This window comes from Geobacter sp. PheSNFMC (assembly GCF_059620965.1).
Genome location: NZ_JCAMRN010000088.1, coordinates 1 through 13,930 on the forward strand (window position 1 = coordinate 1; position 13,930 = coordinate 13,930).

Annotated in this window: 15 protein-coding genes; 7 read left to right on the top strand and 8 right to left on the bottom strand. The window is 44.4% G+C overall.

From position 1 onward, the window contains the following. The first annotated feature begins 194 nt into the window (after positions 1 to 194). The 3 genes from AC6CDK_RS16195 to AC6CDK_RS16205 all read left to right on the top strand — a co-directional run bounded on the left by AC6CDK_RS16195 (position 195) and on the right by AC6CDK_RS16205 (position 2,434). Positions 195 to 992 (top strand): hypothetical protein, encoded by a 798-nt coding sequence (locus AC6CDK_RS16195; protein ID WP_192905996.1) that lies wholly within the window; start codon positions 195 to 197, stop codon positions 990 to 992. Position 993: 1 nt separating this feature from the next. After that, positions 994 to 1,740 carry a caspase family protein gene (locus tag AC6CDK_RS16200; protein WP_192905997.1) on the top strand — a complete coding sequence of 249 codons (747 nt, stop codon included), beginning with the start codon at positions 994 to 996 and terminating at the stop codon, positions 1,738 to 1,740. 91 nt (positions 1,741 to 1,831) lie between these two features. Then, positions 1,832 to 2,434, top strand: coding sequence for a hypothetical protein (locus AC6CDK_RS16205; RefSeq protein ID WP_192905998.1), 603 nt, complete (start codon positions 1,832 to 1,834; stop codon positions 2,432 to 2,434). A gap of 3 nt (positions 2,435 to 2,437) precedes the next feature. Here the strand turns inward: AC6CDK_RS16205 and AC6CDK_RS16210 are convergent, their stop codons facing one another. The 8 genes from AC6CDK_RS16210 to AC6CDK_RS16245 form a co-directional block, all read right to left on the bottom strand. After that, positions 2,438 to 2,680 carry a hypothetical protein gene (locus AC6CDK_RS16210; protein ID WP_192905999.1) on the bottom strand — a complete coding sequence of 81 codons (243 nt, stop codon included), beginning with the start codon at positions 2,678 to 2,680 and terminating at the stop codon, positions 2,438 to 2,440. Between the two features lie 507 nt (positions 2,681 to 3,187). Beyond that, positions 3,188 to 4,159, bottom strand: a complete 972-nt coding sequence (locus AC6CDK_RS16215; protein ID WP_192906000.1) for a phage replisome organizer N-terminal domain-containing protein — start codon at positions 4,157 to 4,159, stop codon at positions 3,188 to 3,190. 14 nt (positions 4,160 to 4,173) lie between these two features. Continuing rightward, positions 4,174 to 4,347: a helix-turn-helix transcriptional regulator gene (locus tag AC6CDK_RS16220; protein WP_413229623.1), complete on the bottom strand. Its 174-nt coding sequence runs from the start codon at positions 4,345 to 4,347 to the stop codon at positions 4,174 to 4,176. Positions 4,348 to 4,753: 406 nt separating this feature from the next. Next, positions 4,754 to 5,449: a metallophosphoesterase gene (locus tag AC6CDK_RS16225; protein ID WP_192906002.1), complete on the bottom strand. Its 696-nt coding sequence runs from the start codon at positions 5,447 to 5,449 to the stop codon at positions 4,754 to 4,756. Between the two features lie 10 nt (positions 5,450 to 5,459). Next, a complete protein-coding gene (locus AC6CDK_RS16230; protein ID WP_192906003.1) occupies positions 5,460 to 6,677 on the bottom strand; it encodes a tyrosine-type recombinase/integrase in 1,218 nt (405 codons plus the stop codon). Positions 6,678 to 6,951: 274 nt separating this feature from the next. Further along, on the bottom strand, positions 6,952 to 8,310 hold the full coding sequence (locus tag AC6CDK_RS16235) for an Arm DNA-binding domain-containing protein (RefSeq protein WP_192906004.1): 1,359 nt from the start codon (positions 8,308 to 8,310) through the stop codon (positions 6,952 to 6,954). Positions 8,311 to 8,689: 379 nt separating this feature from the next. Further along, a complete protein-coding gene (locus AC6CDK_RS16240; RefSeq protein ID WP_192906005.1) occupies positions 8,690 to 9,877 on the bottom strand; it encodes a rolling circle replication-associated protein in 1,188 nt (395 codons plus the stop codon). A gap of 71 nt (positions 9,878 to 9,948) precedes the next feature. Beyond that, the gene (locus AC6CDK_RS16245) at positions 9,949 to 10,905 is read right to left on the bottom strand and encodes a hypothetical protein (RefSeq protein WP_226048565.1); all 957 of its coding nucleotides are present in this window, start codon (positions 10,903 to 10,905) and stop codon (positions 9,949 to 9,951) included. Between the two features lie 189 nt (positions 10,906 to 11,094). Here AC6CDK_RS16245 and AC6CDK_RS16250 point away from each other — a divergent pair, with 189 nt between their 5' ends. From AC6CDK_RS16250 to AC6CDK_RS16265, 4 genes are all read left to right on the top strand, one after another. Further along, entirely contained in the window at positions 11,095 to 11,691 is a 597-nt protein-coding gene (locus AC6CDK_RS16250; RefSeq protein WP_192906006.1) for a hypothetical protein, read from the top strand. A 117-nt stretch (positions 11,692 to 11,808) separates the two neighbouring features. Beyond that, positions 11,809 to 12,381: a hypothetical protein gene (locus AC6CDK_RS16255; RefSeq protein WP_192906007.1), complete on the top strand. Its 573-nt coding sequence runs from the start codon at positions 11,809 to 11,811 to the stop codon at positions 12,379 to 12,381. 62 nt (positions 12,382 to 12,443) lie between these two features. Further along, complete coding sequence (locus AC6CDK_RS16260) at positions 12,444 to 13,346, top strand: hypothetical protein (protein WP_192906008.1); 903 nt, start codon at positions 12,444 to 12,446, stop codon at positions 13,344 to 13,346. A gap of 123 nt (positions 13,347 to 13,469) precedes the next feature. Continuing rightward, a partial coding sequence (locus AC6CDK_RS16265) for a transposase (RefSeq protein WP_496639916.1) occupies positions 13,470 to 13,930 on the top strand: 461 nt, incomplete at its 3' end.

Genomic DNA, 13,930 nt, shown 5'->3' on the forward strand with positions numbered 1-13,930 from the left:
GCAACATGAACGGCAGAACGCCGTACACCGCCTTCATAGAAGGCTTGCCAAAGGACGAAGAATCGGATACTGAGAACTCGAATCTGGCAGCGTAAATCTGAAACCCATTCAAGGACGGACTGTCAGGTGATTACTGTCTCTGTACAGACAGTGTGTTGATGGATGCGGGGTTTCCCCTTTTGGAGGCGATTTCAATGGACTCGGATGCTTTGCCCTTCGAGCGCGATCTCGATATTCATTATTTGATTTTGCAAACAAAAGACTTTGTTGTTTTTTTAGATAAAGAATTGGATGTTGATTGGAAAACCACTGACGCCTATGATGCAAGGCAAGAAGGCGATTCTTTAAGTCGGAACAAGATCAAAAATCGTATGGCAAGCCTGGAATGTATTCCAAATGATCATCTGCGTACCAATATTCGACGCAACTATAAACGAATGCTTGGGGAAGGGCTAGCTCGCTCATTTAATCATGATTATGAAAATGCCATGAGTATTCTTGATGATGCAGAGCAATATATTCGGGCTCGCAATATAGAGGCAGCCCGGTATTGGCAGTTATCTACAAGCTGCTTGTCAGGAATTTTTTGCGGTCTTGCCGCTTGCTTGATATGGGCATTCAGGATTCAGATCATTCCAATCTTAGGAGAGACCGGCTTATATGTGGTATTGGCTGGCCTAGCAGGTGGGCTAGGAGCCCTTATTTCCATAATATTCAGGATGGGTAATGCCCAAATTACAACTGATGCTGAACGAAAGTTACACATGCTTGAGGCAATAAGTAGGATTATGGGCGGAGTAATTTCCGGCTTGATCATTTCTATTTTTGTGAAATTGGGCCTCTTTGTCCCGGTATTCCAGAAGGCAAATGAGGCTTCTCTTGCAATGGTAGCAGCTGGTCTAGTCGCAGGGGCTAGCGAAAGATGGGTTCCTTCTTTGATTGCACAATTCGAAAACGGACAAAAAGTACCTAAGCCAAAGGGAGGGAAATGAAATGCGCAAGGCTTTGTTAATATCTAATCCCGGAGAGGCAGGCGAAGAACGATATTGCGATGGAGTTTATGTCGATGTAAAGAACTACATTGATTTTTTGACTTCCCCTTTAGGTGGGTCTTGGTACAAATCTGAAATCGAACACCTCGATAGGCCTACATCTCAACAGCTTAGGCAGAAAATATCCTCAATTCCCAACCTTGCATATACGATGGTAATTTTTTGTGGTCATGGCTATTTTTCGTCTAATGCTAGATCAACTATTCTAGAGCTTAGAAGAGGTGAAGAAATAGATTCTCTTGATCTTAGAATTAATTCTTCAAAAAGAACTATACTATTAGACTGTTGTAGACGTGTTCATTATGAACAGCTACTTGAACGCGCAATGAAAGCTGCAATCTGTTTTGCAGAGCCACAATTAAACGCAATAATGTGTAGAGATTATTATGATAAGTGCATTGACAAATGCGGAAATGGAATCATTGTTGGTCACGCATGCCAAATAGGAGAATCGGCTGGCGAAAATGCATCAATTGGCGGATATTATTCTTCCAGTTTATTCAGTTCTGCTGACAACTGGAGGAACAGCACAAGACCCGACCTGTCTCAATACTATTACTCAAGAAGCATTGTTAATATCCATAATGATGCGTCTACCCTTGTTACTAGGTTAAGTGGTGGTAATCAAAATCCAAATCTTGAAAAGCCCAGATCAGAGCCATACTTTCCGTTTGCTGTTATGGCATAAATCAAAAACTGCGTGGATATATTAGTAGAAGGAGTTACTGGACAGGAGATTGTGCATTTTGGGCAATTCTTGCCACTTTGGAGTCTACTGAATGTTTGGCAAAATAAAGACCACATTTTCGCATTTCAGAAAAGAGGATTTCTCTCCTTGGTCCGGTCGAAATGAAGCGATAATCATTTTTGCGGCATGGGCCGTCCCAGCTTTTCTTTTCATACTGCTTGTTCATTTGCTGGCAAAGTACAGGTCCGTCGAATATTTCACCCAAGCGATTGCTGAGGGTATAGGCCCTCATTTGTGGAACGTGATTGGTGTATTCGGTTTCTTCTTATTCGGTGCTGCCTTGCTTTTTCCATCAAGGACGTATTTAGCATTCGCAGCCAACCGCATCTTAGTAAATACCTATGCCATTGGATCATTGATGTTCGGCATATTATTTGGGCAGCTAGTTACTGGCCTTTCGAATGCAACTTTAGAAAAATGGAAGCTATGGCTATTTGGGTTTGCCTTCGTGGTTTTGTTCCTTGTAGTATTTATTATCAATTTATTTACATGGTATCTGAGTTTTCTTATTTATTGCGAAAAAGGCAAAACTTCTTTTATCAGCAAAATTGAGCAACTTGGTGTTGGGTCGCGTATAGCCATTAGTCTACTTATAATGTTATTACCCGTGTGTTTGATGTTTGCGGAACGTTAAACACTATCTGAATGATTTTTTGAATTTTGCTTCACTATCTCTCATTCCGCCTTTTACGCATCGAAACCTCGGTCTGACGCTCAATTCTACCAATTTCATAATCCAACCTATCTCATCCATTTGCTCCTGAACGGCTTCTTCGATCTCTCTGAGCTCGTCCAGGTAATCAGGACAGTTGAGAGCCTCTTTTACAAATTGTTCGCGTTCATAGCGATACTGCACGATGTTCGTCATTTCTTTTGGCATGACATAAATCCCCCCGTTTTGACCAAAATTTGAAAGAAGTAAGATTGTCGCAAAAGCCTTCAGGGCGCATTTTATGGAAATTTAGGTCATGATTAGGCAAATTTGTGCCTTTTTCCTACTCTCACGAAATACAGAAAGTTACGGAATATATAAATTCCCCATTTTTTCTGTGACAAGTTCTCAAAGTGTTGATTCCAAACGCCTTCCATGTGAATGCACAATTGATGCGGTATTACGTCTTGAGCCGTATAAATATATTAATAATTCCGTTGTGTTGTGTGGTATTGCCGTATTGTAGTTTTTGGTGCGGCCATTTTTTGCTTCTTATTTTAGATGGTTACGACACTCATACGGCTTTTCCTTTATCTTGCATTGACTTTTTTTTGAGAAATGAGGCAGCTTCTATCATTTTCTGGCTAGAATTTCGATGGGTCTTCGGTTTTAGGGTAAAGTATGGGTTTTTTATGATTTAAAGTTCGTTGCAGGCTGGCTCATTTTCGAAAGAAATCATGAAGTGTTTCTGTTTTGATAGTTTTTACAATAATCAGTTTGGGCTTGATTCCACGCCATGGTTTTCGCAATGGCAGAAATAATCGTATCTTTTAGCCCAAAGGTTGGATTCATTGACTTTTGGGCAGCATGACGAAAATTGTCTCGTTCGGTTTCGGAAATTGAAGCCCAATATGCTTCTCGATCCAGCGTTTCCTTCTCTTCAGCAGCTATCTTTTCCTCTTGTGCAATTTTTGTGATAAGCCTCATTTTTTCAGCGGCTTGGGTTTTGGCCAAGCGGACTTCAGGTGACTGATACCAGGACGGTACGACGAGCGAGGTGCAGAGAGATTGCAGATAGCCGCCCGGATTCGAGATCTCTTTCTTCTCGCGCCGCCACGCTTCTGCTGCTATGTCTGCGGCAAGCATCAGCGGTTTGCATCCATGGCGCTCTGCAAGAGAGCGTAGTTCCTTGTCTGTAATTCGGAATAGGGGGGTATCTTTTAACAATGACCGAACATTATGTTGTTGTTTTTCTAGCTCTATCTCTGTTTCTGCCTCTGTCTCTGTTGCGTTACTCGGCGTTACAGGTAACGTTACACCTTTCGCCTTGGCTCGATGCCTAGCTACACGCTGTCTGGTTTGCTCTCTGATCTTGTCCAGTCCCCTGATATTCTGATGCGCTTCCCACTCGGGCAGGTAATAGGCACCATCAATAATCTCGACCATTCTGAATTTGACAAATGCTGAAATCGCAAGGCGTACCGTATTTAAAGGACGCCGGAAGACGGTAGCTAACATTTCGTCAGAGTAGGGGCATTCGCCGTTCAGGATCAGATATCCATCTGCATTGCATTTGCCGGCGAGAATTTGCATCTTGAACCAGATGACGAGAATTGTGTCACCATCAGGCATCGCTTCAAGGAGCATGATCGTTTCGCTGTCGAACGTGTCGGTCTGAAGTCTAATCCAGAATACGCCATCCCCCATCTAGACAGCCTCCATTACTGTTTGCTCGATTGGCGTTCTTGGTCGGCCATCCATTTGCGTACTGTTTCCCGATTCCAGCGTCTGCGGGACCCCACTCTGAATGAGGGCGGCAATTGACCTGCCCTGTCCAGTCGCCAGAAGCCGGTATTGCTGACTTTTAAGAACTGCATCAATTCAATTTGTGTCATGGTGTCGTTATTACTATTTGTCTGTTTTTCTGCGTTAGATAGGGTCACAATAAATCACCTCCCGTAGTATTTGGTTTCTACAAATCCTCTTTAACCCATCAAAACATAGTTGTAAATATGATAATTTTATCACTCAATTTTACAGTTTTATGACTGTACAATGTCTCTGAAGGTAGCTATTTATAATATTATATTATCTGATATTATATTATAAGTTTTGGACAGGTAGTAATTTAAGCAGTTATCAAAACATAAAAATAGCTCTGCAAATTTATCTAGTTCTAATAGTGTTTAAGACGGTATAACGGTGTTATGTTGGCGTGTAAATGTCATATATAAATTTTTTTGTTCAATAAAAAAAGGCGGGTCGCCCCGCCTTTCGTTTCGATTGCTTCTTTTATGTTCGTTAATTCCATGCCCCTCCGAAAAGTCTTACTCGCCCTGTCTTCGGTGGCAATTCCAATTCCACTAATCCATTTTCTCTCGTATCATAAAGCCAACAGCTATTTGTGCGATTTGTTGTGTCCAGGGCGATGAAAGCGTCGTGCACCTCCGGTCGGCGCAGTTCAACATGGCCGAAAACCTGCTTGAAATTTCGGGCGATAGATGTTCCCTCCGTTTCAAGATAGTTGTACCAGAAAATCGACTGATACCTGTACGTGTAATGCTCGTGGATGAATCTATTGACCAGATACCGGCGAAATCGGGCATTAAAGATCATGGCAAGCTTTTCTACATTGTCGATTGACGCTATGCCCTGATGCACCCCGGCATGTGTGCAAAGCCATCCGTCCACTGCATGTGCCACCTTGAACCGATTGATGTTGTTTTCGAGAATCTCTTGGAAAAACTGGACATTATCTAGATTGTACCCGGCGAACTGGAATAGGGGCTCCTTGAGATAATGCACCTCATGATTGCCAAGCAGTAGCACGGCATCTGATTCGATGAGCATCTGCAGGCATCCGAGCTGACGTGCCAGTGGCTCAGTGAACGAATCAAGATAGTCACCCAGGGCGATATGGGGCTCTGCTGGTTTATAAGCCAGAAAAGCGGAGGTCTTTTCCAGATCGCCGTGAAGATCGCCAACGATGATTGCCATATATTGAGCCCTATTTGCCTTCTGCCAGCTTTCTGAGGTGCTCTGACCACTTTGTCAGCCACACCTGCTTTTCCTTGTCATACTTGTTGCGGTTGTATATTCCAGTGACGCCAGGAAGAGTGTGACTTAAAATCGCGTCCATAATTTCGTTGCCTGAGCCCAGCTCATTTATAATGGTGCCCGCTGTTCGACGAAGATCGTGGGGGGTCCAGCGGGATAGGCCGTAAAATTTCTCCTTACCTGTCCCTGGGACTTCGCGGCGGACATGGTAAGCGACTGAATTTGCCGTGAGAGGTCCGTCGTTATCCGTAGAAGGGCAAATGTACCCTTTAGCATCCCCAATCAATTCCATAGCCAGCGTAGACAAAAAGACGCGGTGTTCCTTGTTGTTTTTCATCCTCTCGGCGGGAATTGTCCACCAACCGCACCTGCGGCATTCCTTGCACCGTTCTTTCCCGACCCCTACAGTGATCTCATTTTGATGCATTCCGGCAACTTCGCCCGGTCGTTGCGCGGTGACCAGTGTTAATTTGAGCGCTCGTTTGGTGGCGTCACTACCTCCGCCAGCGTCAATGGCCTGCCAGATATGCTTTATTTCGTCTGGGTTCAAGACCCTGTCGCGGGAGGTTAGAACCATTGACGGAATCGCTCGGGCGACCTTGACTTCGGCGAACGGGTTAAATTCGATCAACTCGCGTTCAACAGCATATGTGAACATGCCTCGGGCAGCCTTCATAACATTCCCGGCCTGTCCTGGCGTTTTCTTGGCAATTGTTTCCAGGAGTGCGACTACGTCCCGCCTCTTTATTTCATTCACAAGCCGTGATTCCCATAACGGAATCACGCTTGCTTCTAGAGCCTTTCTGTAGTTGTAGTTAACGCGGCTAGTATGGTGTACGGAAGACCACTCGTTTAGCCATACCTCGGCAAGAGCGCTAACTGTGGAATGTTCCGGTGGTGGCTCCGGGGTAGGTTGTGCGCCTTGTGGATCAAGTCCATCCGCAACCAAGTTAGCCGCATCCCTATATGTCTTGCGTGCATCTGCTAGGGATTTGTGGGGGTAGTGGCCGAGATTCATTTGCCGGCGCTTGCCATCAAGGGTATACACGTATATGAAGATTTTGACGCCTGACGGCAGGACTCGGAGACCAAAACCGTGCGACTCTCTTATTTGGTACATCTTCTCTTTGGGCTTAAGGCTTTGCAGATATCGGTCGCTGAACGTCATGACATGTAACCCCTATGTAACCCCATGTGGTCTGGCAATAGACGGAATATTTTGAAGTTGTCAAGGATAAAAATAAACAAAAAATGCCGTAACGTCAAGGGTTTTAAGGTGGGGTGTGGGGTGAGTGGAAATCATTTGAAAGTATCTGGAATGATATTTGTTCATCTTGCCAAGGTTGAAGTCGCGGGTTCGAATCCCGTTTCCCGCTCCATCTAACAATAAGGAATCCTTCGGGATTCCTTTTTTGTTGCCCCGACTTTCACCAAAACTTTCACTAAGAGAGTTTTAACTGAAGGCCGGGGCTTTGTTGTTCAGGCTCTAGCTGGAGATAAGAGCCGGGAAACATCGGGTAAATAGTGCCAGGGTATTCCAGGAAGTGGGGCGGCCTTTTTGCCTTTGTCTCCACGAAGTCCCGGCCGAAGTATTCCAGAATCTTCCAGAAGTCCTCCTCCAGCCCTTCGATGTAATCCCCGTAGACCTCATAGACCATTTTCTTGGAGCCGTGGCCCATGAGCCTGACAAGGCGGTTGGGATCGATCCGCAAGGTAAGCGCCCAGGCCGCGAAGGAGTGGCGCATGGAATAGGGCACCTTGTCGGTTATACCGCTGGCTTTTGCCGCCTTGGTCCAGACATCTTTCAGGAAGTTTGCCGGTCGAAAGATAGCGCCGGTTTTCGTGGTGACGAGCAGTTCCCCGGTGCTTCTTTCCAGGAGGATGTCGAGCCGCTTTCTGATTGCCTGGGTGATGGGAATCTTCCTGATCCGGTAGATGGTCTTCGGGGTGTCATGCTCTTTGCCCCGAACGATGGTGTGCTGAACCAGGATGTGGTCGGGGCGGATGTCGCTTCTTCTTAGTCCCGCCATTTCCGAATTGATCATCCCGGTGAGTATCATCAATTCAACCACCGGCTGATACCAGGGATCGATGTGTTCCAGGAAGTCCCGCCATTCACCGAACCGGAACCCTTCCCGCCGTTTCGGTTGGGTCTTGGGAAGGTGCTTTTTCAGGTTGGTGAAGGGATTATGCAGCACCCAGCGGTATTGGTCGCAGGCATCGTTCCAGATGGTGCGAAGCGGTATCAGGATGTTCTTTGCCCTGGCCTTCGAGAGGAGTTGCCCCTTCTTGGTCCCCTTCTTCCACTTGAGGGAGGCGATGAACTTCTGAATCTCCACACCGCTGATCTGGAAGAAGGTCATCTCCCCAAAGAACGGCACCAGCCAATAGTCAATAATCAGCCGGTAATCGTCCTTCTTTGTCCCTTCCGGGTAATTGCTCCAGACGTTTTTATACCACTCCTGGAGATACGCCCCAAAGAGGATGTCTCGCGGTTCAGGGGCATACTGCCACCCCTCCAGCTTGGCGAAGTAAGCCTTCTCGTTTTCCGGTGCCCCAGGAAAGGCATCGGCAAAGATGAGCTTCCCCGCGTCCATGCGCTCGATGATCCGATCCAGCCAGAGCCGGACCTTCTCCCGGTTCTTCTTCGTGTCGGCAAGGCCGGTTGTTTTCTCCACCCGGCGGTTGAAGTAGTAGAAGAGGATATAGAGCTTCCTGGAGCCGGGCTTTCGGATGATGGTTCCCTGTTTCTTCTCCTCGTTGTCAAAGAGCAATGCTTCATGGTGGGTTGTGCGCTTCATGGATGTCTCCGTTCCGCTATCCACGTCCCCACCGGTCAAAGTCCGGGATCGACCATAGCACATTTCAACGTTCATTTCAGTACTCCCAATTAATCGGGTTTGATTGCTTCCGAGGATGAGGTGAAACGGGTCCTGTGACCGGCCGTCTATTTTTTCGAGCCTCACTGCCTGCCACGAGTTCCATGACCAGTTCAGAGGACCACAGGAACCGTAAGACCCTCCCTTGTTTAAAATAGTGCCTACCCGCAATAAGGATGTCTCTCTGCATCTAGGTGAAGAGGGTGGCACGAGACACTTGCAGCCGTTCCGCCAACTGCTCAACCGTCAGTACTTCAGGTAGGGAAGGGGGATAGAAGGAATCAGGCATCATGGCTCCCTCCTAAAATGGCACTTCATCGGAATAGTCATTGGAGCATGCAGAATCGACTTCTTCCTCTCGCTCGATTTGCTTCACCCGACTTTCCAGGGTTTGCAGGAATTTTTCCGACAAGGAACGGGGAATAGCTTTCGTTTTGCGCATGACCCCTTGTCTGTCACGCCAAACCCGCTCCCTTCTCGGAGCAGGGATAGAGAACCCGAAATCAGATATGCAACCCCCATTGTTTTCAATCTGCCAGTAGAAGTCCCTTTTAACCCTTCTGAAGGCTTCCCGGCGAGCCTCACCCTCTAGCCTGATCCGTTGTGGTTTGATCTTTTCCAGAAGGTTCTGAGTCATCCCATAACGCTTGCCCTCGATGGGGCAATGACCCTTGCTCATGTATTTGAGCATGTAGTGGGCCGCATGCTCCTGATTGCTGACTTTCTTGACGTTCACGCTGTTATTTGCCTGCCCCCAAATATCCACAAGCCACTGAACCGGAATGAAAGGCTGATCCACCAGCATGTGGAAATGGATATTCTGCGTGTTCTTCTCTTGGATTTCGGCAACCCAGATGTACGTCAATTCTTTGTGGTCTTTGCCTTGCTTTTCAAGCTTGCGGTCATATTTCTTCTTCAGAGTGTTTAGAAATCGCTTGAACTGCTTCTTGCCCCAATCTTGATTAACCCTGCCTTCATCGTCCAGTTGTGCCAGTTTCGGATCGAAAGTTAGGGTGATAAAGAGCTTGAACGAGGTTAGGCCGCATTCCACTGCCCGCCGAATAGTCTTGCGCGCTTGCCGGGTAAACTCCTCGGATGCTATTTTCTCCCTTTTGTGGGGCATGGTTCGTCTGCCAGTCCGGTAGTACCCACCGGTTATCTCACCACTGGGAAAGATGGTGATGCAGGCACCTTTGCGGGGTTTCTCATTATCCCACTTCTCAAAGAGGGCCTTTAACTCTGGTGTCAGAGTTTTCGAACTATTATCAAGTTCAAGAGGCAAAGGCGGAAAGTAACTCTCAAGGCCGGGGAGGGGAGGGGAAGGTGTGGCGGTTTTTGTCGGGAACGTTTCCTCCGCCCCGCCTATGGTCCCGGCCCTGCCGGGAACCACAGGCGAGTCAGAGGGTTGTTCCTGGTGGTGATCGGTTGTGTGTTCTGTGGATGGTAATTGTGGAGATGCTGAGTGCTGCTGTGTTTCCTGCTTAGACATGGGGTCCTCCTAAGGATTGAAATTTTCCTAAGGAGTTGCCATGAAGGCGGGCAGCGGTCGTGGAAATGGATTTATTTTTGTTTTTCCGAAAGTTGGAACTTATTTTGCCACTCAACCATCTTGGTCTTGATGGTCTTGTCAAAGCTTTCCGGACTTTTTATATCTGGATCGATTTCAGTTCCATCGAAGTCCTTTGCCAATGCATCGTACAAACGGCGGATTTCTGGCCATTCAAAGGGTTTGCGCAAGGCTTCGGCAATTGCGGCGATGAGGGCGCCATAATCGCTCTTGACGCTCAATCTCGCTTTGCTGATATCACTATAGGATGTGGTCGGCAGCTTATTAACCGCATCTATGACCTTCTCGTAATCGTTCTGCTTACCTTGGAGGCGTAAGGTTTGAATCTGATATCCTATGGCAGGATCGTGTATCATAAGCGGATCAAGTTTTAAAAGATTCTCTATAGCCGCTACGTCACGCTCTAAAGCCTTTCTGTAAAGCTCTGCAGGTGAAATCTGGTAAAACAGGTAACAGGTCAAATAAACCAGATGATAAAAACCTAGAGGCAGGTCGTCATCCGTTATCCTTTCAAATATTTTTTTCTTCTGTTCAGGATCGATGGTAGCGGATGAAATTTGATGTTTTATGACGTCAGCTACCAACAAAGCAGGGTTAGGAAGGTCTTTCTTTGTCTTATTTGATACAACAGGGGTAGATTTTTTTTCTGACCCGTATTTGGTGATATTTTTTAGATGCTTATGTACCTTTCTTTGCAATAAGTAATTTTCTTTATCGGAGCCTTCTGAGAGTGAAATAAATCGCGCATACGCTCGGAGAACTTTACGAGGTGTGAGGTACAGGGAAAACCAAGAGGGGAGATCAGGCAGCGCGAACATATGGCCGTAAACACGACGTTCCTTGATTGCAAGGAGAGCCTCGCACTGTTCCCTTGCGACCATGGCTAATTCTAGAGCGAAAAATGCGGCTGTTGGGTCTTTGTGTTGAACCCACTTTTCGATGGCGAGCATTAGAACTCCCAATTAATCTTTTTTTAAGAGCGGTTAAATGATATATGAAGTTTTATGTGCTTTTAAATCCTGTTGATTGGCAAATAAAAGTAATTTTTTTTGGCGGGTGTTGCGCGGTAAGCTTTAGTCACGTTGGTCACTAAAATATAATAACTAAAAATGATTATATCTTTTGCGTGGAGTTGCTCAATGAATGAGTTTCTGAAAGATTTTTCTGCTGTTGTTGTAGGGTTGACAGCCCTTGGCCAATTGGGGAAAAAGATATTTGAATATCAAGAACAATTTTACGTCAGGAGGAAGTTGAACAGATACTCATATCTTTTGAAATGTTGTGACAAAGATAGTAAAGAGTCCAGATTTATTAACATGATAAAAAGAGACGAAAATTTAAAAATTGCAACTGGCATTAACACAAATTATGAAAAATATCAGACTATAATGCAGATATATTCTTTAAATATGTTTACTATAGCACAAATCAAGAAAGTACATTATTACACAGATGTCGTAGGTGGTAAAACAATAGGTAAATATGGTTTAGCTGAGATAATCTCCGTAGCATGGTCAGTATTTATAGCGTTAATACTAACATATTATTTCATTGTTATTACATATCTAACCAATACAAATAATGACACAAGTTCAATATGGAAGTTTTTAATTTTGACAGTTACATATTTATTCTTAATGTTTGTAGTATGTGAACCGATTAGAGCCACCGTATTATATTTTAGATTTAAGAAGGTACTAATAGCAAATGGAATGTGGGGCGAAGTAAAACAATAGAATTTACTCTTAATATTTTGATAATCTAAATGTGCTAAACAGCAAATACAAAAATGCTTCTACTAGGAAATAAGTCTTAAGTAGTATAAAAATTATATCTCTTGAAATGGAGGTGTTATGGGGATTTTCAAAGATGAAAGGGTAGATTATCTAGAAGAGGAGCGAAGAAAACTTTGGACACAAGTCACGAGTATCCAAGAACAATTACGTGGTTTTCAAGAGGACTCACGGGTTGTCAGGGAACAATTGCGTTTGCTTGAAGAAGCTCTTGCCAAAAAAACGTCAGATTATGAGGCCGAAGCCAAACAATCCGCAAAAAAATCTGTTGAATATAAGAATAAGAGTGAAACAGCAAAAGAAGCTGCTACTCAAAATCTTATTAATATAAATAAAATTCTAGATGAAATAAATAATGCCCACAAGTCTATTAATGATATTAACATTCAGGCGGCAGAATTAGTTGACGCTACTGTATCTGCTAAGAACAAAGCTAGTGAAGCATGTGATAGCATTAAAGAAAGACAAGAGCATATAGAGGAGAGCATATTAGAACTCGAAAGATTGTTTGCTAATAGCGCTAATTATGCCGATAACATTAAAACGCTACAGATACTTGCTACTAACGGTCAAGACACTGCAACAAAAATAGATGCACTGTATAAATACCTATTAAACAAAAAAATGAAATAGACGAACTTTATTATAGCGTTATAGGATACACGGAAACGAATGAAGACGGCGTTGAAACACTAGTGCCAGGGCTTAAGGACGAACTCGAAGAAACATATAATGAACTAAAAGAGAATCTTACTAAAACCCAAGATGAACTTTCTGAGCACAAGAGAAAGCAAATTAGTGATTCGATAAGCTTTGCTAATCAAAAGGAAGCTCAGTTTAATAATACACTAAAACGCTGGGAGGAGGAATATTTGCAACTTGCCGAGCAAGTATCTGATCTCCTACCGCATGCTTTGACAAAAGGGTTAAGTCATGCATATTCTGAAAAGAAAAAAGAAGAGGTAAACGATACAAGAAAATTAAACATTAAGTTTATAGTTGGTATTATAGGGATGATATTGGTGTCAGTGATACCATTTATTGTGAGCGTGTATTTTATTAATACCGAAAGTAAGACTCTGGAAGAAGTAATAAGAATTATACCAAGATTAGTTGTGGCAATATTACCATTATATATCCCGGTACTTTGGTTAGCCTATTCAGCTAATAAAGGTTTAAACCTCTCTAAAAGATTGATAGAGGAGTATACACATAAAGAGGTACTTAGCAAAACTTTTGAAGGTCTCTCAAAGCAAATAGAAAATGTGAAAGATCAAGAAATATCAAATGAATTACGTATAAAACTATTATATAGCATACTTGAAGTCAATTCTGAAAATCCAGGCAAGCTCATAACTGACTACAATAAATCAGACCACCCGTTAATGGATGCATTAGATAAGAGTGTGAAATTAAGCAACACAATTGACAAAATTGCTGAAATACCAGGATTATCAAAAATTGCTACTATGTTAGAAAAAAAATCGAAACGCATTCTTGCAGAAAGAAAAAAACAAGCTGAAGCTGGATTAGATGCAGTATACGAAGAAGAGGAATTGGATGAAAATCAAGAAGTACGTGCAACCGAACAGGCATAATTGTAAATATAGATAGTCGTGCCTGAAAAAGTATAACCTGCTGAACTTATTGATATTAACCGCACTTATTGTGTGATAAAATCACCGGAAATTGAATGTGACCCCACAAAACACGGTGATTTTATGCAACCAAAATCAAGAGGGAGTGACCAAGGCGATCTGTTCCGTGCTCGGCTGGATCAGATCCTCAATCGGCAACATCCCCTGTATCGCCTGGCGAACGCTATCGACTGGTCGGTCTTTGACAGAGAATTCGGCCCCCTGTACACCGAAAACTTCGGTCGTCCCGGCTTGCCGATTCGCCTTCTCGTCGGGCTGCACTACCTCAAGCACGCTTACAATGTGAGCGACGAGGCAGTCGTTGACCATTTCGTGGAGAACGGCTACTGGCAGTACTTTTGCGGCTTCGAGTTCTTCCAGCACGATTTTCCCCTCGACCCGACCACCCTGGTGAAGTGGCGCAAGCGGATCGGTCCGAAGGGAATGGACAAGCTGCTCCAGGTAACGATCGAGACGGCAAAGAGCAAAGAGTACATGACCGAAAGGCATCTGGAGCGGGTTAACGTCGATACCACCGTCCAGGA

Coding starts and splice junctions, on each gene's coding strand:
- AC6CDK_RS16230 (WP_192906003.1), bottom strand. CDS start 6,677: ATGACGTTCAGCGACCGATATCTGCAAAGCCTTAAGCCCAAAGAGAAG.
- AC6CDK_RS16255 (WP_192906007.1), top strand. CDS start 11,809: ATGGGGATTTTCAAAGATGAAAGGGTAGATTATCTAGAAGAGGAGCGA.
- AC6CDK_RS16200 (WP_192905997.1), top strand. CDS start 994: ATGCGCAAGGCTTTGTTAATATCTAATCCCGGAGAGGCAGGCGAAGAA.
- AC6CDK_RS16225 (WP_192906002.1), bottom strand. CDS start 5,449: ATGGCAATCATCGTTGGCGATCTTCACGGCGATCTGGAAAAGACCTCC.
- AC6CDK_RS16235 (WP_192906004.1), bottom strand. CDS start 8,310: ATGAAGCGCACAACCCACCATGAAGCATTGCTCTTTGACAACGAGGAG.
- AC6CDK_RS16245 (WP_226048565.1), bottom strand. CDS start 10,905: ATGCTCGCCATCGAAAAGTGGGTTCAACACAAAGACCCAACAGCCGCA.
- AC6CDK_RS16215 (WP_192906000.1), bottom strand. CDS start 4,159: ATGGGGGATGGCGTATTCTGGATTAGACTTCAGACCGACACGTTCGAC.
- AC6CDK_RS16220 (WP_413229623.1), bottom strand. CDS start 4,347: ATGACACAAATTGAATTGATGCAGTTCTTAAAAGTCAGCAATACCGGC.
- AC6CDK_RS16195 (WP_192905996.1), top strand. CDS start 195: ATGGACTCGGATGCTTTGCCCTTCGAGCGCGATCTCGATATTCATTAT.
- AC6CDK_RS16205 (WP_192905998.1), top strand. CDS start 1,832: ATGTTTGGCAAAATAAAGACCACATTTTCGCATTTCAGAAAAGAGGAT.
- AC6CDK_RS16240 (WP_192906005.1), bottom strand. CDS start 9,877: ATGTCTAAGCAGGAAACACAGCAGCACTCAGCATCTCCACAATTACCA.
- AC6CDK_RS16250 (WP_192906006.1), top strand. CDS start 11,095: ATGAATGAGTTTCTGAAAGATTTTTCTGCTGTTGTTGTAGGGTTGACA.
- AC6CDK_RS16210 (WP_192905999.1), bottom strand. CDS start 2,680: ATGCCAAAAGAAATGACGAACATCGTGCAGTATCGCTATGAACGCGAA.